The sequence below is a fragment of the Haloferula chungangensis genome, assembly GCF_042664875.1.
Classification (GTDB): domain Bacteria; phylum Verrucomicrobiota; class Verrucomicrobiia; order Verrucomicrobiales; family Akkermansiaceae; genus Haloferula; species Haloferula chungangensis.
Genome location: NZ_JBHTBS010000002.1, coordinates 351,031 through 367,257 on the forward strand (window position 1 = coordinate 351,031; position 16,227 = coordinate 367,257).

The 16,227-nt window shown below is 58.0% G+C and carries 14 protein-coding genes and 1 tRNA gene; 4 read left to right on the top strand and 11 right to left on the bottom strand.

Annotated features, from left to right (window positions below; all coding sequences use genetic code 11):
• Positions 1-14 precede the first annotated feature (14 nt).
• Positions 15-4,118: a CotH kinase family protein gene (locus tag ACFQY0_RS05390; RefSeq protein WP_379710008.1), complete on the top strand. Its 4,104-nt coding sequence runs from the start codon at positions 15-17 to the stop codon at positions 4,116-4,118.
• A 193-nt stretch (positions 4,119-4,311) separates the two neighbouring features.
• On the opposite strand, the gene ACFQY0_RS05395 is transcribed toward ACFQY0_RS05390, so the two are convergent.
• Together ACFQY0_RS05395 and ACFQY0_RS05400 are read right to left on the bottom strand one after the other, a co-directional pair.
• Positions 4,312-4,995: a PEP-CTERM sorting domain-containing protein gene (locus ACFQY0_RS05395; protein ID WP_379710010.1), complete on the bottom strand. Its 684-nt coding sequence runs from the start codon at positions 4,993-4,995 to the stop codon at positions 4,312-4,314.
• Between the two features lie 238 nt (positions 4,996-5,233).
• A complete protein-coding gene (locus ACFQY0_RS05400; RefSeq protein WP_379710013.1) occupies positions 5,234-5,869 on the bottom strand; it encodes a methyltransferase domain-containing protein in 636 nt (211 codons plus the stop codon).
• A gap of 140 nt (positions 5,870-6,009) precedes the next feature.
• Here ACFQY0_RS05400 and fabD point away from each other — a divergent pair, with 140 nt between their 5' ends.
• The 3 genes from fabD to ACFQY0_RS05415 all read left to right on the top strand — a co-directional run bounded on the left by fabD (position 6,010) and on the right by ACFQY0_RS05415 (position 8,363).
• Positions 6,010-6,936 (top strand): ACP S-malonyltransferase, encoded by a 927-nt coding sequence (gene fabD, locus ACFQY0_RS05405; protein WP_379710015.1) that lies wholly within the window; start codon positions 6,010-6,012, stop codon positions 6,934-6,936.
• A gap of 122 nt (positions 6,937-7,058) precedes the next feature.
• Positions 7,059-7,135 (top strand) — tRNA-Asp (locus ACFQY0_RS05410).
• A 973-nt stretch (positions 7,136-8,108) separates the two neighbouring features.
• Complete coding sequence (locus ACFQY0_RS05415; protein ID WP_379710017.1) at positions 8,109-8,363, top strand: GIY-YIG nuclease family protein; 255 nt, start codon at positions 8,109-8,111, stop codon at positions 8,361-8,363.
• A gap of 34 nt (positions 8,364-8,397) precedes the next feature.
• On the opposite strand, the gene ACFQY0_RS05420 is transcribed toward ACFQY0_RS05415, so the two are convergent.
• The 9 genes from ACFQY0_RS05420 to ACFQY0_RS05460 all read right to left on the bottom strand — a co-directional run bounded on the left by ACFQY0_RS05420 (position 8,398) and on the right by ACFQY0_RS05460 (position 16,113).
• Entirely contained in the window at positions 8,398-9,009 is a 612-nt protein-coding gene (locus ACFQY0_RS05420; protein ID WP_379710019.1) for an HAD family hydrolase, read from the bottom strand.
• The gene (locus ACFQY0_RS05425) at positions 9,006-10,475 is read right to left on the bottom strand and encodes a glycosyltransferase family protein (RefSeq protein ID WP_379710021.1); all 1,470 of its coding nucleotides are present in this window, start codon (positions 10,473-10,475) and stop codon (positions 9,006-9,008) included. The genes ACFQY0_RS05420 and ACFQY0_RS05425 overlap by 4 nt, the downstream gene beginning before the upstream one ends.
• Positions 10,476-10,481: 6 nt before the next feature.
• Positions 10,482-10,928 (bottom strand): GNAT family N-acetyltransferase, encoded by a 447-nt coding sequence (locus ACFQY0_RS05430; RefSeq protein ID WP_379710024.1) that lies wholly within the window; start codon positions 10,926-10,928, stop codon positions 10,482-10,484.
• Positions 10,925-11,815, bottom strand: coding sequence for a glucosyl-3-phosphoglycerate synthase (locus tag ACFQY0_RS05435; RefSeq protein WP_379710026.1), 891 nt, complete (start codon positions 11,813-11,815; stop codon positions 10,925-10,927). The genes ACFQY0_RS05430 and ACFQY0_RS05435 overlap by 4 nt, the downstream gene beginning before the upstream one ends.
• 44 nt (positions 11,816-11,859) lie before the next feature.
• Positions 11,860-12,249 carry a fluoride efflux transporter FluC gene (locus ACFQY0_RS05440; protein ID WP_379710028.1) on the bottom strand — a complete coding sequence of 130 codons (390 nt, stop codon included), beginning with the start codon at positions 12,247-12,249 and terminating at the stop codon, positions 11,860-11,862.
• Between the two features lie 120 nt (positions 12,250-12,369).
• The gene (xylA, locus tag ACFQY0_RS05445; RefSeq protein ID WP_379710030.1) at positions 12,370-13,674 is read right to left on the bottom strand and encodes a xylose isomerase; all 1,305 of its coding nucleotides are present in this window, start codon (positions 13,672-13,674) and stop codon (positions 12,370-12,372) included.
• Positions 13,675-13,781: 107 nt separating this feature from the next.
• Positions 13,782-14,624 carry a metal ABC transporter permease gene (locus ACFQY0_RS05450; protein ID WP_379710033.1) on the bottom strand — a complete coding sequence of 281 codons (843 nt, stop codon included), beginning with the start codon at positions 14,622-14,624 and terminating at the stop codon, positions 13,782-13,784.
• A 303-nt stretch (positions 14,625-14,927) separates the two neighbouring features.
• The gene (locus tag ACFQY0_RS05455) at positions 14,928-15,671 is read right to left on the bottom strand and encodes a metal ABC transporter ATP-binding protein (RefSeq protein ID WP_379710035.1); all 744 of its coding nucleotides are present in this window, start codon (positions 15,669-15,671) and stop codon (positions 14,928-14,930) included.
• Entirely contained in the window at positions 15,664-16,113 is a 450-nt protein-coding gene (locus tag ACFQY0_RS05460) for a hypothetical protein (protein WP_379710037.1), read from the bottom strand. The genes ACFQY0_RS05455 and ACFQY0_RS05460 overlap by 8 nt, the downstream gene beginning before the upstream one ends.
• Between the last annotated feature and the right edge of the window lie 114 nt (positions 16,114-16,227).

Consider the following 16,227-nt stretch of genomic DNA (forward strand, 5'->3'; position numbering starts at 1 on the left):
GCCCTCCCAACTGAATGTTGAAAACCCTCTTGCTCGGCGCCGCAGTTCTCTGCGGCGTGCTTCATCCCGCCTGCGCTGAACTGGTGGTCCACTGGCCCCTGGATGCCAGCTCCGGAGAGCTGGCGCAGGATCATTCGGGAAACGGCATCGAGGGGAATTGGGAGGGAACCGGTGGGGTGGCGGAATGGCAAACCGCCGGTGGGATTGATGGAGGAGCGGTTCTCTTTTCAGGAGCGAACAAGGATTCCTTCATCACCTCGTCCTTTGATGCGATCGATGATCTGCCATTCACCATCTCCGTGTGGGTGAAGACGGAATCGTCATCTAACGAGGCGGTGGTCTATCTGGGAAATGGGAACACTTCGTCCGATTATTACGTGATACGGGTGCAGGACGGGATCGCCAAGGCCAACGCTCGGAACGGTTCGGAGGTCTCTTGCAGTGGAACAAGCAGGATTGACGACGGTCAGTGGCATCATCTGGTGGGAGTCTATACAAGCTCTAACAGTCGTCGGATATATGTGGATGGGGTGCTCGAGGGGAGCAGCTCGACGCGTGTCGATGAGCTCCAGCTGAACCGTTTTGGGATCGGAGGCTTGACTCGGAACACCCCCCATAATCCGGTGGACTTGTTCACTGGTGAAATCGACGAGGTGGCCTTGTGGGATCGCCCATTCACCACCGAAGATGTGCATGCCCTCAGCGGGATCACTCGATTGGGAGCCGGGAATGCAGGTGAGCTTGATGGCTTGATGACGGCATTTCATGCCAAGGGAACCGTAGATTTGCGGGGCCAGACTTGGGCTTATGCGAGTGGCTTGAGGGGGACAGCTGGAGAAACCGGCGGGAGCGTCCACGCGGGCAACGCATTTGTCGTGCTCGATGACCGGGGCAACGGAATGAGCATGGGAGGACACCACGAACTTCAGATTGAGTCGCTGAGCGCGGATCATGAATCCATTGTGGCGGGAGTGCCGGTGATCCTCTCTTGGAGGGTCTTCAATGCGCAGGAGGTTTCGATTTCCGGGGTCGGAGTGGTGGATTCAGAAGCGGGCTCGATCGAGTTGTACCCCAGCACCAGCACAACCTACACCTTGAGCGCCTCAACCGGGGAGGAAACGATCATGCAGGCCCTTGAGGTGACGGTTTCGGCAGTTGCAGTGAACCCCCGTCTTTCAGAATTTCTGGCCAGGAACGATGACGGCATCACCGATGAAGATGGTGATCACTCCGACTGGATCGAGATTCACAATCACAGCGCTTTTGCGATGAATCTCGAAGGCTACTCACTGACCGATGATCCCGACTCGCTCGCGATGTGGTCGTTTCCCTCGCGGATTCTCGGAGTGGACGAACGTCTTATCGTCTGGGCCTCCAGCAAGGATCGGAAAGGAGATGAGCTGCATACCAATTTCGCGATCGCCGTAGGGGGCGAATATCTTGCTCTGGTGCAACCGGATGGAAATACGATTGTCCATGAGTTCGCTCCGGCATTCCCGGTTCAGAGTGCGGACGTCTCATACAGTAGCGAAGGGTTTCACGCGATTCCGACCCCAGGGGCGGTCAATGGTCCGGCGGTTCCTGATGGGATTCTGGATGGTGAAGTGAGCTTCGGTGTGGCCGGTGGACTTTTCTTCGGCGGGATGGTGAAGGTGAGCTTGGAGCATGAAGATCCTCTGGCGACGATTCGTTATACTGTCGATGGGTCAATGCCTGATGAAACCTCGATGGTTTATGAAGACCCCGTGGTTATTTCAGCGACCTCCCGACTGAAAGCTCGGGCTTTTCGGCCCGGATTTCTTCCCGGACCCGTGACGCAGGAAGGTTATATTTTTGCCGACAGTGAGCTGGGTGGTTTTGATAGTGACTTGCCAATTTTGGTGATTGATACCTTTGGTTCAGAGATTCCTCGAAATGATACGACTCATCGCGAGGCGACGTTTTTCGCGCTCGATCCCTCAGGTTCGACCGGGCGAACAGAGCTGAGCGATCTGCCGAGAGTGGGAGGAAATTCCGGCATCCACGTCCGCGGTGAGAGTTCACAACTTAACGGTTTCAATAAGCTCAATTTCGCCATGGAGGTGCGAGATTCGGCAGGTGAAGACCGCGACGTTCCGCTCTTTGGCATGCCGTCGGGTTCGGACTGGGCGCTACATGCTTCCGAGATCGATCGCACCTTCATTCGCGAGCGGCTTCCGCATTATCTCTACAATTCCATCGGTCGCTATTCGCCCCGCACGCGCCCGGTGGAAGTGTTTCTCAATCAAGACGGGGGCGCCCTGAGCCCTGCGGATTATCGGGGCGTGTATTTGGTGGTCGAACGAATCCGACGAAGCGGGGATAGGGTCGATATCGAAAAGCTCGATTCGGATCAGAACGAACTGCCGGACCTTAGCGGTGGGTACATTTTCAAACAGGATAAGCCTGACCCGGGGGATGTGAAGGTGAGCACCCTTGAGTCGGGGAGCTTCGCGATCACTTATCCCAATGAGGAAGATGTCACGCCTCAGCAGGTTGCCTATCTGCAGGACTATCTTCGTGAGTTTGAGGCGGCGCTCAACGGTCCTCGATTCACCGATCCGGAACTGGGGTATGCGGCCTACATCGATGTGCAGAGCTGGGTGGATTTCCACGTGGTGCAGGAGTTCACCAAGGAGGTCGATTCCTTTCGCTTCAGCACCTTCTACTATAAAGATAGGAATGGAAAAATCGCATGTGGACCGCTCTGGGATTTCGATCGCTCCTTTGGCAACACCAATGCCTCCGGCGAAGATCTTCCCGAAGGTTGGCATGGGGGAGGACTGGGGGAACGTGGTGAGTTCTGGGCGCGATTGTTCGAGGATCCGGACTTCATGCAGCTCTATATCGACCGATGGCAGGAACTCAGTGAGAGCATTCTCAACGAATCATTCCTGTTCCCTGTCATAGACGCCATGGCGGCCGAAGTTAATGAAGCGAAGGATCGGAATTTCGAACCTGTCGGCCCATGGCCACTGGCGAACGTGACCCGTTCCCATCTGGTCTTTCCCAGCTACGATGAGCATGTGGAGTATTTGAAGGAGTGGATCGGCGACCGTATGCGCTGGGTAGGCAGCCAATTCACCAGAAAGCCGCGGTTCGGACGGGATCCGGGGGTCCATCGCGAACCCTTGGAGGTCACGCTTTCGACTGAGGCTGGAACCATCTATTTTACACGGGATGGCTCAGACCCACGGGCTCCCGGAGGGGAGATAGCCGGTGAGCTTTACCGCGGACCGATTGCGATATCATCGGACATCCGTATTGTCGCCCGCGCCCTGAACGATGGCGAATGGAGTGGCCCTCTGAGCGGCGATTATATTTTCAGTGAGCCGGCTGCTGCCGGAAATCTCGTCGTGAGTGAGATCATGTATCATCCCCCTCAGGCTAGTGGACCGGAGATCGCAGCCGGCTTTGCGGATGAGGAGGCATTTGAGTTTCTAGAGTTCATGAATACCAGCGCCTCTTCCATCGAGCTGGCGAATGTGGTGGTGAGTGACGGCATCGATTTTACCTTCGGCTTGTTCGGGTTGGCTCCGGGAGAACGGGTGGTCATCGCTCGTGATAGGGCTGCTTTTGAGTTTCGCTACGGCACAGGCTGGCCAATCGCCGGAGAATACGGCGATCGCAACCTTGGCAACGGGGGCGACCGAATCGTGATCACCGCTTCAAACGGCCAACTCATTCAGGACATAACATATCATGATGAGATGCCATGGCCGACGGACGCCGATGGTGGCGGTTCCAGTTTGCTTCGCATCAACCCCTCTGGTTTGGCTTCCTACGACGAGGCATCGAATTGGAAGTCAGGCATTCCGTCACCCGGCGGCAAGGGTGAGACTGTCGCTTTCTCAGGTGGCGATCTTGTCCAGTACGCGACGACTCATTACCGGGGCGATGGGAAAACCTTCTCCTTCGGAATCCGCTCCACTGCAGAAGGGGTCGGGTATGAAGTGGAAGCTTCCGATGACCTGAATGTTTGGAAGTCGGATGCCTCGGTGGTGGAGTATCTGGGCGAGTGGTCGGGGGAGCGCCACTATCAAGCCCTTGGGCCTGCGGAAGCGAGGCACTTCATGAGGCTTCGCATTCGTGAGAACTGAGGGGAATGCGCTGCCGCCGGTTCGCGGAGACGCTAAAACCAGGGGAGGGATTCATAAGTTTTGCCACCGAGGTCCCACTCTGGAGTTTGTCAGGGGGCGCCACCTTCGCCGTAGGATCCGCCCTTTTGGACAACAAGAAGCGCAAGTCGGACGACTTGCGCTTCCTTTCGAAAAGCCATCGGCCCTGAGTCACTCAGCGTTTCCGCCGACTTGCGAGGAGGCCACCTGCCAAGGCGAGCAGGCTGAGCGATGATGGCTCGGGAATGGTGCTGAACTGGAGGTCATAGGAGCGGGCCACAATGCTTCCACCCGTGCCTACCGAGTTGTCAAATAGCACGGCTGGCGTGGGGGCAAAATCGACTCCCGCTACCACAAATTGAAATCCACTGCCCGTAGTGGCCAGATTGACGGTCGTTCCGTTGATCTGCACGGTGTTGGCAAAGATACCGTCGCCCCCCGTGCCCGCGTTGGCTCCGGTAAAGCCATCAAACACGATGATCTGCCCGGAATCCGTGGTCGTTCCGGAGACAGCGGAAACTGTCATCGTCACATCGTTCAGATTGCCAAACCCGGTATCGATTCCCTGACCCCAGATTCTTTGAGCAGCTCCGCCTCCCGCCGCAGTGAGGGTGAAAGTCACCGAATCATTCGCCGTCGCATCTCCATCCAAATTCAAGTTGGAGTAAGTCAAGCGGACGTTCACCGGGTCAGCCGTCAGGGTTCCCGGCGTGGCACCATTGATCGTGACGGAGGAAACGTTCGCGTCATGACCGAAAACACCGGTCCCTCGAACATCAAGGGCGGTAATCGTGACGACGGCCGCCTCTGCGGAGAGACTTGTGGCCAGAGTCGCCACTACGAGCGTTGGAATTTTCATCGATTGGACAAATTTTAGGTGAGTTGGTTTTTCGTTCTATCGAGCATGGACGCATCACGATCGGCTTCCACCCCCTCAGTTTTGAAAGGTAGGCTGTCGACAATTTGCTAGGCTCGTCGAAATGCTGGCTCAGCGATGCGTAGAGTCAACTTCAAAAAAGAAGATTGTAGACAAAAAATAGAAGTTTGGGAAATCGACGACTCACTCGGCCGTATCGAGGAAGCACCCCGGTAGGATCTCAGTCCTCGTCCTTCAAATAGGCTGCGATTTCGCCGTCTCCCAAGTAGATAAGCAGGATGGCGCCCTCGGTGGCGATGGCCTCGAAGAGGTCCATCATGAGGCGTTCTTCGCCAGGCCAGGGGAAAACGTAGAAGAGATCCACTTCGCTCGGATCAAGCCCGTCGTATTCCGGGTGGGGGACGAACACGTCGGGATCGCTTGGCGGATCGGGGGGAACGAGGTCTTTTCCGCCTACACCTTCGCAGTCGTCGAAACCATCGGGGAGGTAGTCGATGTTGAGGATCTCGACTTTGAGCTCGAAGTCCTCGGCGAGTTGAGAGGCGAGATCAGCGAGTTCCGGAACAAATTCGATGCCGTAGGACTCGAAGCCGAGGATGGCGGCGATCGATGCAGCAACGCCAAATCCGCAACCCCATTCGCAGAAGGTGTTTCCACGCAGCATGTTTTCCTGCTGGAGGTAGGCCATCGCAGCGTGGACGACGGTGGGATCGCTCGGGACGTAGCGGGAGTATTTTTTCCCGAGGCCGGCCTCATAAAACGCAGCGTCGCGCTTGTCGGCCTCATCGATGAGATCGGAGACCTTCTCCGGCATGCTGGAGGGATCGAGTTTGAGTGTGAATTCCTGGAGTGGCACGATGGAAGGGACAGCTTGAAAGGCCGGTGCGAGCATGCCGAGAGGAAATCCATGGCAATAGTGGCATGAAAATGGTCAGCGGACCCCGCTACGGGTAGGGCTTGATCCGAGTGGGTGGGCCTGTCTACGTGAGGGCCGCTATGAGTGATGTTGTTTTTCTATTCTCCGGACAGGGCGCCCAGAAAGTGGGCATGGGCAAGGACTTCCATGAAGCTTCCGAAACAGCCAGAGCGATGTTTGCCGAAGCGGATGACGCCCTGGGCATGTCGCTGAGCCAGGTGATGTTTGAGGGACCGGACGACGAACTCACCCGGACCTCGCGTTGCCAGCCTGCTCTCTATCTTCACGGATTGGTGGCCGCGGCTTTGCTTCAGGAGAGATTGCCGAATCTCACACCGGTGGCGGCAGCAGGATTGTCGCTTGGTGAATTCACTGCGCATGCCGCCGCAGGCACCTTTTCGCGGGTCGATGGCCTCAAGCTCGTTGCCCGTCGTGGAGAGTTTATGGAGGAAGCCTGTGAAGCGACGACCGGATCGATGGCCGCGATGATCGGAGGCGATGAAGCTGCGGTTAGATCCCTGGCCAGCGAGTGCGACATCGATGTAGCCAACTTGAATGCCCCTGGGCAGATCGTGCTATCAGGTTCAGAAGCCGGGATCGATACCGCAGTGGCGAAGGCTCGCGACAGTGGAATCCGCAGAGCCGTAAAACTCAATGTAGCGGGAGCCTATCACAGTCGTCTGATGCAGAGTGCGCAGGACAAGCTGTCGGCGGAACTCGCGGAAGCCGAGATGCAGGCACCCCAGCTGCCGGTGGTTTGCAACTTTGGTGCATCACTCGTCGAGGATCCGGCGGAGATTCGCAGCATGCTTGAGAAGCAGGTTACGGGTTCGGTGCGTTGGACGGAGTCGATTGAGTTGCTGGTTTCGCAGGGGCATCGGACATTCATCGAACTTGGCCCGGGAAAAGTGATTGCCGGACTCGTTTCGAAGATTGCCAAGGACGTGGTGGTTCACAGTGTTGAAGACTTGGAATCCCTTGAAAAAGCGGTCGAAGCGCTGGGATGAAGAGGCATCGGGCGAGGCCATTCTGAGAGAAGCGAAGAAATGTTAATTTTTCTCAAAAATGGTGTTGCACGCAGGTCGGTTGGCTCATAGCGTCCGCGCACGCCGCGAGGCGCAACTACCTTGGAGCGGTAGTTCAGTTGGTTAGAACGCTGCCCTGTCACGGCAGAGGTCGCGGGTTCGAGTCCCGTCCGCTCCGCCATTCTTCGCTTTCGCCTTCGGGAAAGCTACGAATGGCAGGCCATCCCCGCGGTAACTTGAAACCGATCTGGCCCGAAGAATCGAAGGCGAAAACGAAGAATGCCCTTCGTAGCCGTATGAATCGCCTCGGAAATCCAATCATAACTTGGACATCCGTGCAAAGGAGCCACCTCGATTTTCTCTTGGCGAAGTAGGGCAGGCGCTCAGGCTGGGAGAGTGGGTCAATCGCAAGGGAGCATTCGATCGTTCGGTTCGACCGAATCGCCTTCGGGAAAGCTACGAATGGCAGGCCATCCCCGCGGTAACTTGAAACCGATCTGGCCCGAAGAATCGAAGGCGAAAGCGAAGAATGCCCTTCGTAGCCGTATGAATCGCCTCGGAACTCCAATCATAACTTGGACATCGGTGCAAAGGAGCCACCTCGATTCCCTCTTGGCGAAGTAGGGCAGGCGCTCAGGCTGGGAGAGTGGGTCAATCGCAAGGAAGCATTCGATCGTTTGGTTCGACCGAATCGCCTTCGGGAAAGCTACGAATGGCAGGCCATCCCCACGGTAATTTGAAACCGATCTGGCCCGAAGAATCGAAGGCGAAAGCGAAGAATGCCCTTCGTAGCCGTATGAATCGCCTCGGAACTCCAATCATAACTTGGACATCGGTGCAAAGGAGCCACCTCGATTTTCTCTTGGCGAAGTAGGGCAGGCGCTCAGGCTGGGAGAGTGGGTCAATCGCAAGGAAGCATTCGATCGTTTGGTTCGACCGAATCGCCTTCGGGAAAGCTACGAATGGCAGGCCATCCCCACGGTAATTTGAAACCGATCTGACCCGAAGAATCGAAGGCGAAAGCGAAGAATGCCCTTCGTAGCCGTATGAATCGCCTCGGAACTCCAATCATAACTTGGACATCGGTGCAAAGGAGCCACCTCGATTTTCTCTTGGCGAAGTAGGGCAGGCGCTCAGGCTGGGAGGAGATTCAAATGTTCTACGCATACATCATCAGGTCAGAAATGGATTACTCTAAGTTCTATTATGGGAGCACGGACAATCTTCGCCGAAGGATCAGGGATCATAATTCAGGTAAGAACCTAACGACGAAGGATTCGAAGCCCTGGAAACTTATATGGTACGGTGGCTTCGCAAACGAAGGAGAAGCACGCGAGTTCGAGCGATATCTGAAAACAGCATCTGGAAAGGCATTTGCAAGAAAGCGGCTGATCTCTGATTTTGTCTGAAGAAAAGCGAGTGCGGTGGCGATGTCGATGGATTTTAAAGGGGCGCTTGCCGAGCCTTCATCCCCAAACCCCGCGCGGGTTCGATGTCGTTCTTCATCGAATCGCCAATCATCAGAATCTCATGCGGTGATATTCCACACTTGCTGAGTTGATCGATCGCCAACTGAAACAAGTCATGTCCCGGCTTCGAAGTACGATGCTCATAGGAGAAGAAGAGGAGCTCGTTGTCAAAACACTGCCAGGCCTCTCCGAGGTGCCTCTCGAGAAGGGTTCGGGTATAGGCCTGGGCATTTGAGATGATCCCGAGTTTCAGGCCGTCTGCCCGGAACTTGAGGATGCGTTCCGCCATTCCGGGAATGAGTGTCACCGGGTGAACCGCTTCCTCGGCAGCGAGAGCAAACGCGTCGGCATCGAAAAGGCCGGGAAAGATCCGTTTCCAGACCTCGCGGATATCGACTTCGGGGTAAGAATGATTCGAGCGTTGATGCTCGCTTCGGATCTCCTGCTCGAGCCGATCTGCCAGCGACTGATCGGAAGGAAAGCTCACTCCGAACTTCGCGGCAACCTCTCGAAGGGGGCCATCGAGATCCCGGCATCGATGCCCGGTGAGCAGCGTTTCGTAGACGTCGAAAAGAACCGCCTTCACGTGCGCAGGAAGTGAAAGGATCCGGGTTTAAGGAACTCGCCAAGAACCTTGTGCTTGAGAAGATGGCCGGGAGTCTCCGGAGTCGCGCCGGAAGCCCGGGCATACAGTTCTTTCAGGCGCTCGGCGTACGCTTTGGTGCTGTAAGGTCCCAGCTGATCGGATCTAACACCCGGCTGGGTGATGGCGAGGGATTCGGCGAGCCACTCGACGAGGCATTGGGTGGAATCGCCGCTCTGCGCCAGGATCTGATCATCCTCGTTTCCGACGAGCAGACGATGAATGACCTGTCGCTGGAGATCCTCCGGAAGGTTTCCGAAGTCGAGATAGCCATGGTGTCTCATCGCGACAAATGAGCTCTCAAGATGCTGGTTCGACATCGGGTGGCCGTAGGATTCGAGAGTTGCGCGCATGCTGCGAATAAGGCTCTGGCGGAGGGTCTCGAGCCCGACCCAGGATTCCGGCACCAACAGGCGATCGTAGAGTCGGCCCGGATGAATGCCTTCGGCGGCGAAGTCGTCGGTCACCATCGGAAGATTTCGTCCGAAGAGAGGTTTGCCGATTGTTGCGGGTTCGAGAAACCCGAGACCAAAACCTTCAGCAACCGCGGTGCTGATGAAATGAGTGGCGTGACGGACCCACGAGGCGAAAGTCTTCGGCGCTCCCGGCGCGGGTGAGACCCTGCCCACGGCATCCAGCATGACCGGCAATTCGGTATCGCTGGCGAAGGCAGTCCATTCGTCATGAACGGGGATCCAGCGTTTGTTGTCGGGCTTCAGGCTGACCGCGAAACGCGTGCCCTTTGGCGCGAGTGCGGCGAGCAGAAAAAGTTCGCCAAGGTTCTTTCGGCGAATGCCTCGGACCGGATAAAGAACAAGCGGGTGGTCGGGACGGCGTGGAAGCACTTTGACCTTGGCCGGCGGAGTGATCGCATTGGGGTGGAGGAAACCATGACTCGCCGGAAGACCGGCATTGATGAGGAACTGACGGTCCCGCGAGTTGATGAAGGTGTGGATGATCTGCGGGGCAAAAGGGTAGAGCGATTCGGAATCGGCAAGTTTTGGGTAGGCTCCAGGTCGACCGTCCTCAGCAAAATCGTGGTACTGGAGAATCATGGCATCGCCGGATTCGGCGAGGATCCCCGCAGCGTCAGGGAGAGCCCGGTTTTTTCCGATCGAATGGTTGTGGAGGTGCCAGATCACCTTTCCCGATCCGAAGCTCTCCCTAACGGCCGCGCGCAGCGCATGAACGATCTTGATGCCGGAGGTGTTGCCGCTGCGCTCGTCGTCGTACCCGAGGTCCTCGACGACCTTAATGGGAAGCTTGCCCTTTTTGTCGGGCGGGGATCCGCAGAGGATCACGTGCGGGATGCCGGCTTTGGTGAGGCAGGCAGATGCCGTTTCGATCACTCTCGTGACGCCACCCCGACGCAGGTGGTAGTGGACGATGGCGACGGGGGGATGGTTCATGGCGGATCAGCGTTGAAGGGAGGCGATCTGTTTGACGAAATGGAATCCCCAGATTTCGAAACCAAGACGATGGTAGAGACGGTGGGATGGGTGATTCGAGGTGTAGCTGTCGAGCGCCAGAATATTGCAGCCTTTTTCCGTAGCAAGATGCTCACAGTGTTTGATGAGCAGGGTTCCCAGTCCGCTGGAGCGGTGGTCAGGGTGGACGACAATGTTGTCGACTTCGAGATAGCGGCCACACCAGATCTTGGTGGAGATCCAGGCACCGGCAAAGGCGAGCATCTCATCACCTTTGAAAACTCCGAGCGGATGGTAGTGAGGATGCTCGGCGATGATCGTGTCGAAGCGCTCTAACAGCACCTCGCGGCTGCACTCGGGGTTGAGGAAAGCCAGGAGGCGGGTGGCGGCCCGGTACTCGTTTTTCCTCAGGGTTCTGACAACAGGCTCGCTCATGCGTTTCTTTTGACCGGTTGGGCACTCGCCGGGAAGCGTTCGCGATACTCGGAGAGAGAATTCATCGGCGGTCGCTCGGTGCTGCTGAGCGAGGCATTCGGCAGGCGGGAAAAGAAGGCATCGAGAATTTCACCGGACATGCGGCCGAGGTCGGCGAGCGAGCGGTTGCGGTGGATGCGTTCGTCAAGATCGGTCTGGGCGATGGCCTCGATGCCGTGCAGACGCCAGACGTCAATGAGATGGGCGGTCTCCACGCCGTAGCCGGTCGGGAAGGGGATGGCTTCGAGAACCGAGCGGCGTGCGGCATACTCGCCAGCGAGCGGCTGGTGAAGAGCTGTTAGGTCGGGGCAGAAGCGCGCGAAGAGCGGGCGCACGAGAATCTCAGTGACTCGTCCTCCGCCACGGGGGTCGACACCTTCGGTGGCGAGCAGGGGACGCTCGTAGAAGCCTTTGACGTAGCCGAGCTCGGCATGGCGGACCAGCGGGCCGACGGTGCCGTAGACAAAGCGTGGATGGATGTTGCCGATGTCTCCATCGACGAAGCAGATGATGTCACCGCGGCAGTGGTGCACGGCTTTCCAGAGGTTCTCACCTTTGCCCATGCGCTTTCCCTGAAAGGGCAGGATGTCGGCAGCTTCGATGACTTCGGCACCTGCTTCGGCGGCGAGCGCGCGGGTGCGATCGGTGGAGCCGGAGTCGATGACCACCAGCTCGTCAAGCAGGTGATGGGTGTCGACCAGGCTGTGACGAATGTTTTCCACGATGCGGGCAATGGTGCCTTCTTCGTTCAGTGTGGGGATGCAGAGGGAGACTGTTAGGCCGGCGGTTTCCTTTTCGGAAACGAGTGCGTCGAGGCCGGAGAAGTCGTGATGATGGAAGGAGCGCACGATAGGGATTTTCGATGATCAGGCACCAATGTCAAAACGAAGAGTCAGGATGCGATGCTGGCGGCGATCTTGTAGCCGAGGAAAACGAGGGCGATGCCGCCGATGGTGGAGACGAGGACGTTGGTGAAGGCCAGGGCGCTGAAGCCTTCGAAGAAGAGTTGTCGGGTATCGTTTCCGAAGGCGGAAAAGGTCGTGAAACCGCCGAGGAATCCCGTGACAGCGAGCGGGAAGAGCCATGCGGGATGCTCGCGATGCGCGAAGGCTCCAAAGAGCGTGCCGACCAGGTAGCAGCCGAAGAGATTGCAGGCGAGAATCCCCCAGGGGAAATCCTTGAGGGCGGTCTTATCCGCCAAGGACTGAACACTCGCAGCAAGGCCCCAGCGGGAGACTGCACCAAGGCCACCTCCAAGGAAGACGAGAAGCGCGGTCGACATGCCGGAAGTGTAGCGGCTCAACGAACGAGCTAAAGCTCCCGGACCAACTTTTTTCAGCATGCAAAACGGGCCGCCGAGTCCGTGGAGGACAGGGCGGCCCATGGGAAGGTGATCGTTCGATCAGATGAATTCGTTGAGGATGTTCTCAAGCAGTTCCTGACGGCCCGATGCGACCACAGGTTCACCGTTTTTGAGCGCCCAATCGCTGAGGGTCTTGAGGTCGGTGCCGCCCTCGATGACGGCGCCGATGCCGCTGTCCCACGTCGAGTAGCGGTTCTTGACGAACTCGTCGATCCGGCCGTCGGCGCGGATCGCGGCCGCGCTCTTGAGGCCGCGGGCGAAGGCGTCCATGCCGCCGATGTGGGCGTGGAAAAGATCGATCGGCTCGTGGGATTCGCGACGACGCTTGGCATCGAAGTTCAGACCACCGGTGGTGAATCCGCCCATTTCGAGCACCTTGAGCATCACCTGCGTGGTGCCGTAGAGGTCGGAGGGGAATTGGTCGGTGTCCCAGCCGAGGAGCGTGTCGCCTTGGTTGGCATCGATCGAACCGAGCGCATTCGACCCGATCGCCACCGCGAGCTCATGCTGCATGGTATGACCGGCAAGCGTCGCGTGGTTGGTTTCGATGTTCAGCTTGAAGTGATCCATCAGTCCATACTCGCGCAGGAAGTTCAAACACGCGGCGGAGTCCGAGTCGTACTGGTGTGTCGAGGGTTCGCGCGGCTTGGGTTCGATGTAGAACTGACCGGTGTAGCCGATGGCTTTCTTGTACTCGACGGCCATGTGAAGCAGCGCGGCGAGGTGATCGAGTTCGCGCTTCATGTCGGTATTGAGAAGCGTGGCGTAACCTTCGCGGCCTCCCCAGAAGGTGTAACCTTCACCACCGAGTTTGTGCGTGGCATCCATCGCTGCCTTGATCTGCGCGGCACCGTAGGCGAAGACGCGGGCGTCGGGAGAGGTGCCGGCACCTTGCGAATAGCGGGGGTGCGAGAAGAGACAGGCGGTGCCCCAAAGAAGTTTGCGACCGCTGGATTTCTGAAGGCCTCCGAGGTGATCGACAACGGCCTCAAGAGCGGCAGTGGATTTCGCGAGGTCGTTGAGCTCGGGAGCGATGTCGCGGTCGTGGAAGCAGTAGTAGTCGATGTCGATTTTTTCGAGGAACTCGAAGAACACGTCGGCACGCTTCTTGGCGTTGTCGATGCAATCGCTCATGTCGTCCCAAGGCATCTGGGCGGTCGGACCACCGAATGGATCGGAAAGCCCACCGCGCATGCAGTGCCAATACGCTGCGCCGAATCGCATGTGCTCGCGCATCGTCTTGCCCTCGACGACCTCGTCAGGATTGTAGTGCTTGAAGGCGAGAGGGTTTTTGGAACTAGGACCTTCGTATTTGATCTTCGGAACGTCTGGGAAGTAACTCATGGGGCCCCGTTTTAATCGGTCATGGGGTCGGAGTCCAACATGCGCTGTTGATGGAATGCGACATTTAGTTTGTCGGCAAATCCTCCTCAGGCATCAAAATAGCCTGATCAGTGGGATTTTGGCGCGCTTTTCGCGAAAAGTCCGTATTTCGGCCCGAACAACCAGGCGACCAAAAACAGTGCGCCGAGGAGCATCACGATCGTGGGGCCGGCGCTGAGATTCAGCGTGGAGGAAAGCAGCACTCCGCCGACTGCTCCAGCCGCTCCCAGCAGGCCACCACCCCAGAAGAGCGCGGAGGTTCTGTCGGTAAGCAGGGAAATGGTTGCCGCAGGAGCTACGAGCAGTCCGACGGAAAGGACGCAGCCGACGGCTTGCAGGGAAGCGACGAGGGAGAGGACCAGCATTCCGAAAACCAAGTACTGCATTGATCGTACGGGGACCCCTTGCGCGGCGGCGACGTTGGGCTCGAAAAGTGTTAGAAGGATCGGCCGCATCAGGAGGTTGGCGACTAACAGAGTGACGGCTCCGATGCCGAAGGTGACCCATAGGTCGGATTGACCGACGGCGAGAATGTCGCCAAAGAGCCAGTGCTCGAGTTCCTGGCGGGTATCAAGACGGGGAAGGATGGCGACGCCGGCGGCAAAGGCGGAGGTGTAGATGACGGCGAGCGCGGTGCCCTGGGAAATGCGGTTTCCACGGGCGACGGCGACGGAGCCAAGTCCGACAATCAGAGCGGCAAAGAGCGCCCCGAGAAACGCACTGACCTGGGTGAGGGACCCGGCCACGACGATGCCAAGCGTGATGCCGGGAAGCATGGTGTGGGACAGTGCGCTGACCGAAAGCGCATTTCTCCGCAGGACGACAAAGCCGCTGAAGAAGCCATTGGTGAAACCAATGATCAGCGCGGCGACGAGAGCGCGTTGGAAGAAGGGGTTGGAGATTAAGTCCACGTTGTTGGGGTGGTTTGGGGGGCGGGAGGTGCGGTGAGGTGGGTGAGTGGTTAGCGGCTTTTTGGGGTCAGGATTCAGGGGGCAGGTGTCAGAAAGGCAGAAGCAAAAGGCAATGGGGGCTCAGGGTGCGGTAAGGCGGGGCAGTAGTTAGCGGCTTTGGGGTACAGGATTCAGGGGGCGGGGGTTAGAAAGACAGAAAGGCAATTGGTAACGCGGCAGCGTCTTTTTTTAGCTGACGCCTGCCCCCTGAATCCTGACCCCCAAAGGCCGGAAGCTCCGTGCAGACGTCTCGACACTCAAAATTCATGCGAAGGTCGTGTTGAGGTTCGTTTCCGAAAGGATTTCCTTGGCGGGGCCGAAGGCGATCTGGTGGGTGGCGAGAAGCAGGGCTTCGTCGAAAAGACTGGGGGCACTGTTGAGGTCGTGATGGGAGGCGATGACGAGCCGGCCCTCCTGGGCGAGACGTTCTAACAGCTCTGCCAGTTGGGTGGAGGCGCGCCGGTCGAGGCCGGTGAAAGGTTCGTCGAGGAGCAGCACGTGGGCTTCCTGGGCAATGGCGCGGGCGAGGAAGCTGCGTTGCTGCTGGCCGCCGGAGAGCTCACGGATCTGACGGTTCTGAAGGTCGACGAGGTCAAGGGTTTCGAGGGCGGCGTCGACGGCATCATGATCGCTCTTTGAAAAGCGGGCGAACATGCCGGTCTGAGGATAGCGCCCCATTTCGACGAGGCCTCGAACCGTGATCGGGAACGACCAGTCGACTTCCTCGCGCTGGGGAAGATAGGCAAACTCGCGCGACCATTTTTTCACCGTCGTTCGACGCCACATGATGCTCCCGGAGGATCGCGGGACGAGTCCGGCGATGGCTTTGATCAAGGTCGACTTGCCGGCGCCATTCGCACCGATAAGTGCGACGCGGTTGCCGCAGGAGGTGGCAAAGTTGATCTTATCGAGCGCGACGATGTTGCGATAGTGGACGCAGAGGTTTTCGATCACCAATTCGTGATGGTGGTCGTGGTGCTCGCAGCAATCGTGGTGCGGCTCACTCATGATCGTGATGGTGAAGGTGGAGTTCCCAGACGTCGGAAATGGCACCGGTGGCGTCGAAGATTTTGGTCTGGGTCGCGAAACCGGCGGGCTCGAGGACGAGCTTGGCGAAGCGCGGGGACGGTTGGGGATCGGCCCATTCGATGTCGATGAATAGAGTCGGGTGGCCGAGTTCGACGGGGAGGCTGCCGGAGATGGTCTGAGAACTGGAGTCGTAGCTGTAGGTCTGGCCGAGGCTTTCGACGGCGACCGATTGAGCAGGGGCTGAAAGCGTCAGGACAAAGGGGGAGGTGACGCTCGTCGGGTCGGCTTCAGGCGCCAATGGCGTCGTGGCTTGGTTTCCCTCGTCGACTGAACGGTGCGATCCAAGGGCGCTCAAACCGATCCCTGCCACCAGCAAGGTGATCAGGACGATGAGTGTGCGGATAAGTGGAGAACCTCGCATGGGCGCGCCGGAACTTCACGCAGGCAGGGTGCAGATGCAAGAGGTTTGCGTTAGGGGTGGTATGGTGGTCGGCCAGCATCTCGTTCGTTGGGTGAATCTCAGGCGAGATCGGAA

What these genes read in the sequence shown, in the direction of transcription:
- ACFQY0_RS05430 (WP_379710024.1), bottom strand. Translation starts at nt 10,928, where the DNA reads ATGAGCGAGCCTGTTGTCAGAACCCTGAGGAAAAACGAGTACCGGGCC.
- fabD (WP_379710015.1), top strand. Translation starts at nt 6,010, where the DNA reads ATGAGTGATGTTGTTTTTCTATTCTCCGGACAGGGCGCCCAGAAAGTG.
- ACFQY0_RS05460 (WP_379710037.1), bottom strand. Translation starts at nt 16,113, where the DNA reads ATGCGAGGTTCTCCACTTATCCGCACACTCATCGTCCTGATCACCTTG.
- ACFQY0_RS05395 (WP_379710010.1), bottom strand. Translation starts at nt 4,995, where the DNA reads ATGAAAATTCCAACGCTCGTAGTGGCGACTCTGGCCACAAGTCTCTCC.
- xylA (WP_379710030.1), bottom strand. Translation starts at nt 13,674, where the DNA reads ATGAGTTACTTCCCAGACGTTCCGAAGATCAAATACGAAGGTCCTAGT.
- ACFQY0_RS05390 (WP_379710008.1), top strand. Translation starts at nt 15, where the DNA reads ATGTTGAAAACCCTCTTGCTCGGCGCCGCAGTTCTCTGCGGCGTGCTT.
- ACFQY0_RS05440 (WP_379710028.1), bottom strand. Translation starts at nt 12,249, where the DNA reads ATGTCGACCGCGCTTCTCGTCTTCCTTGGAGGTGGCCTTGGTGCAGTC.
- ACFQY0_RS05455 (WP_379710035.1), bottom strand. Translation starts at nt 15,671, where the DNA reads ATGAGTGAGCCGCACCACGATTGCTGCGAGCACCACGACCACCATCAC.
- ACFQY0_RS05415 (WP_379710017.1), top strand. Translation starts at nt 8,109, where the DNA reads ATGTTCTACGCATACATCATCAGGTCAGAAATGGATTACTCTAAGTTC.
- ACFQY0_RS05425 (WP_379710021.1), bottom strand. Translation starts at nt 10,475, where the DNA reads ATGAACCATCCCCCCGTCGCCATCGTCCACTACCACCTGCGTCGGGGT.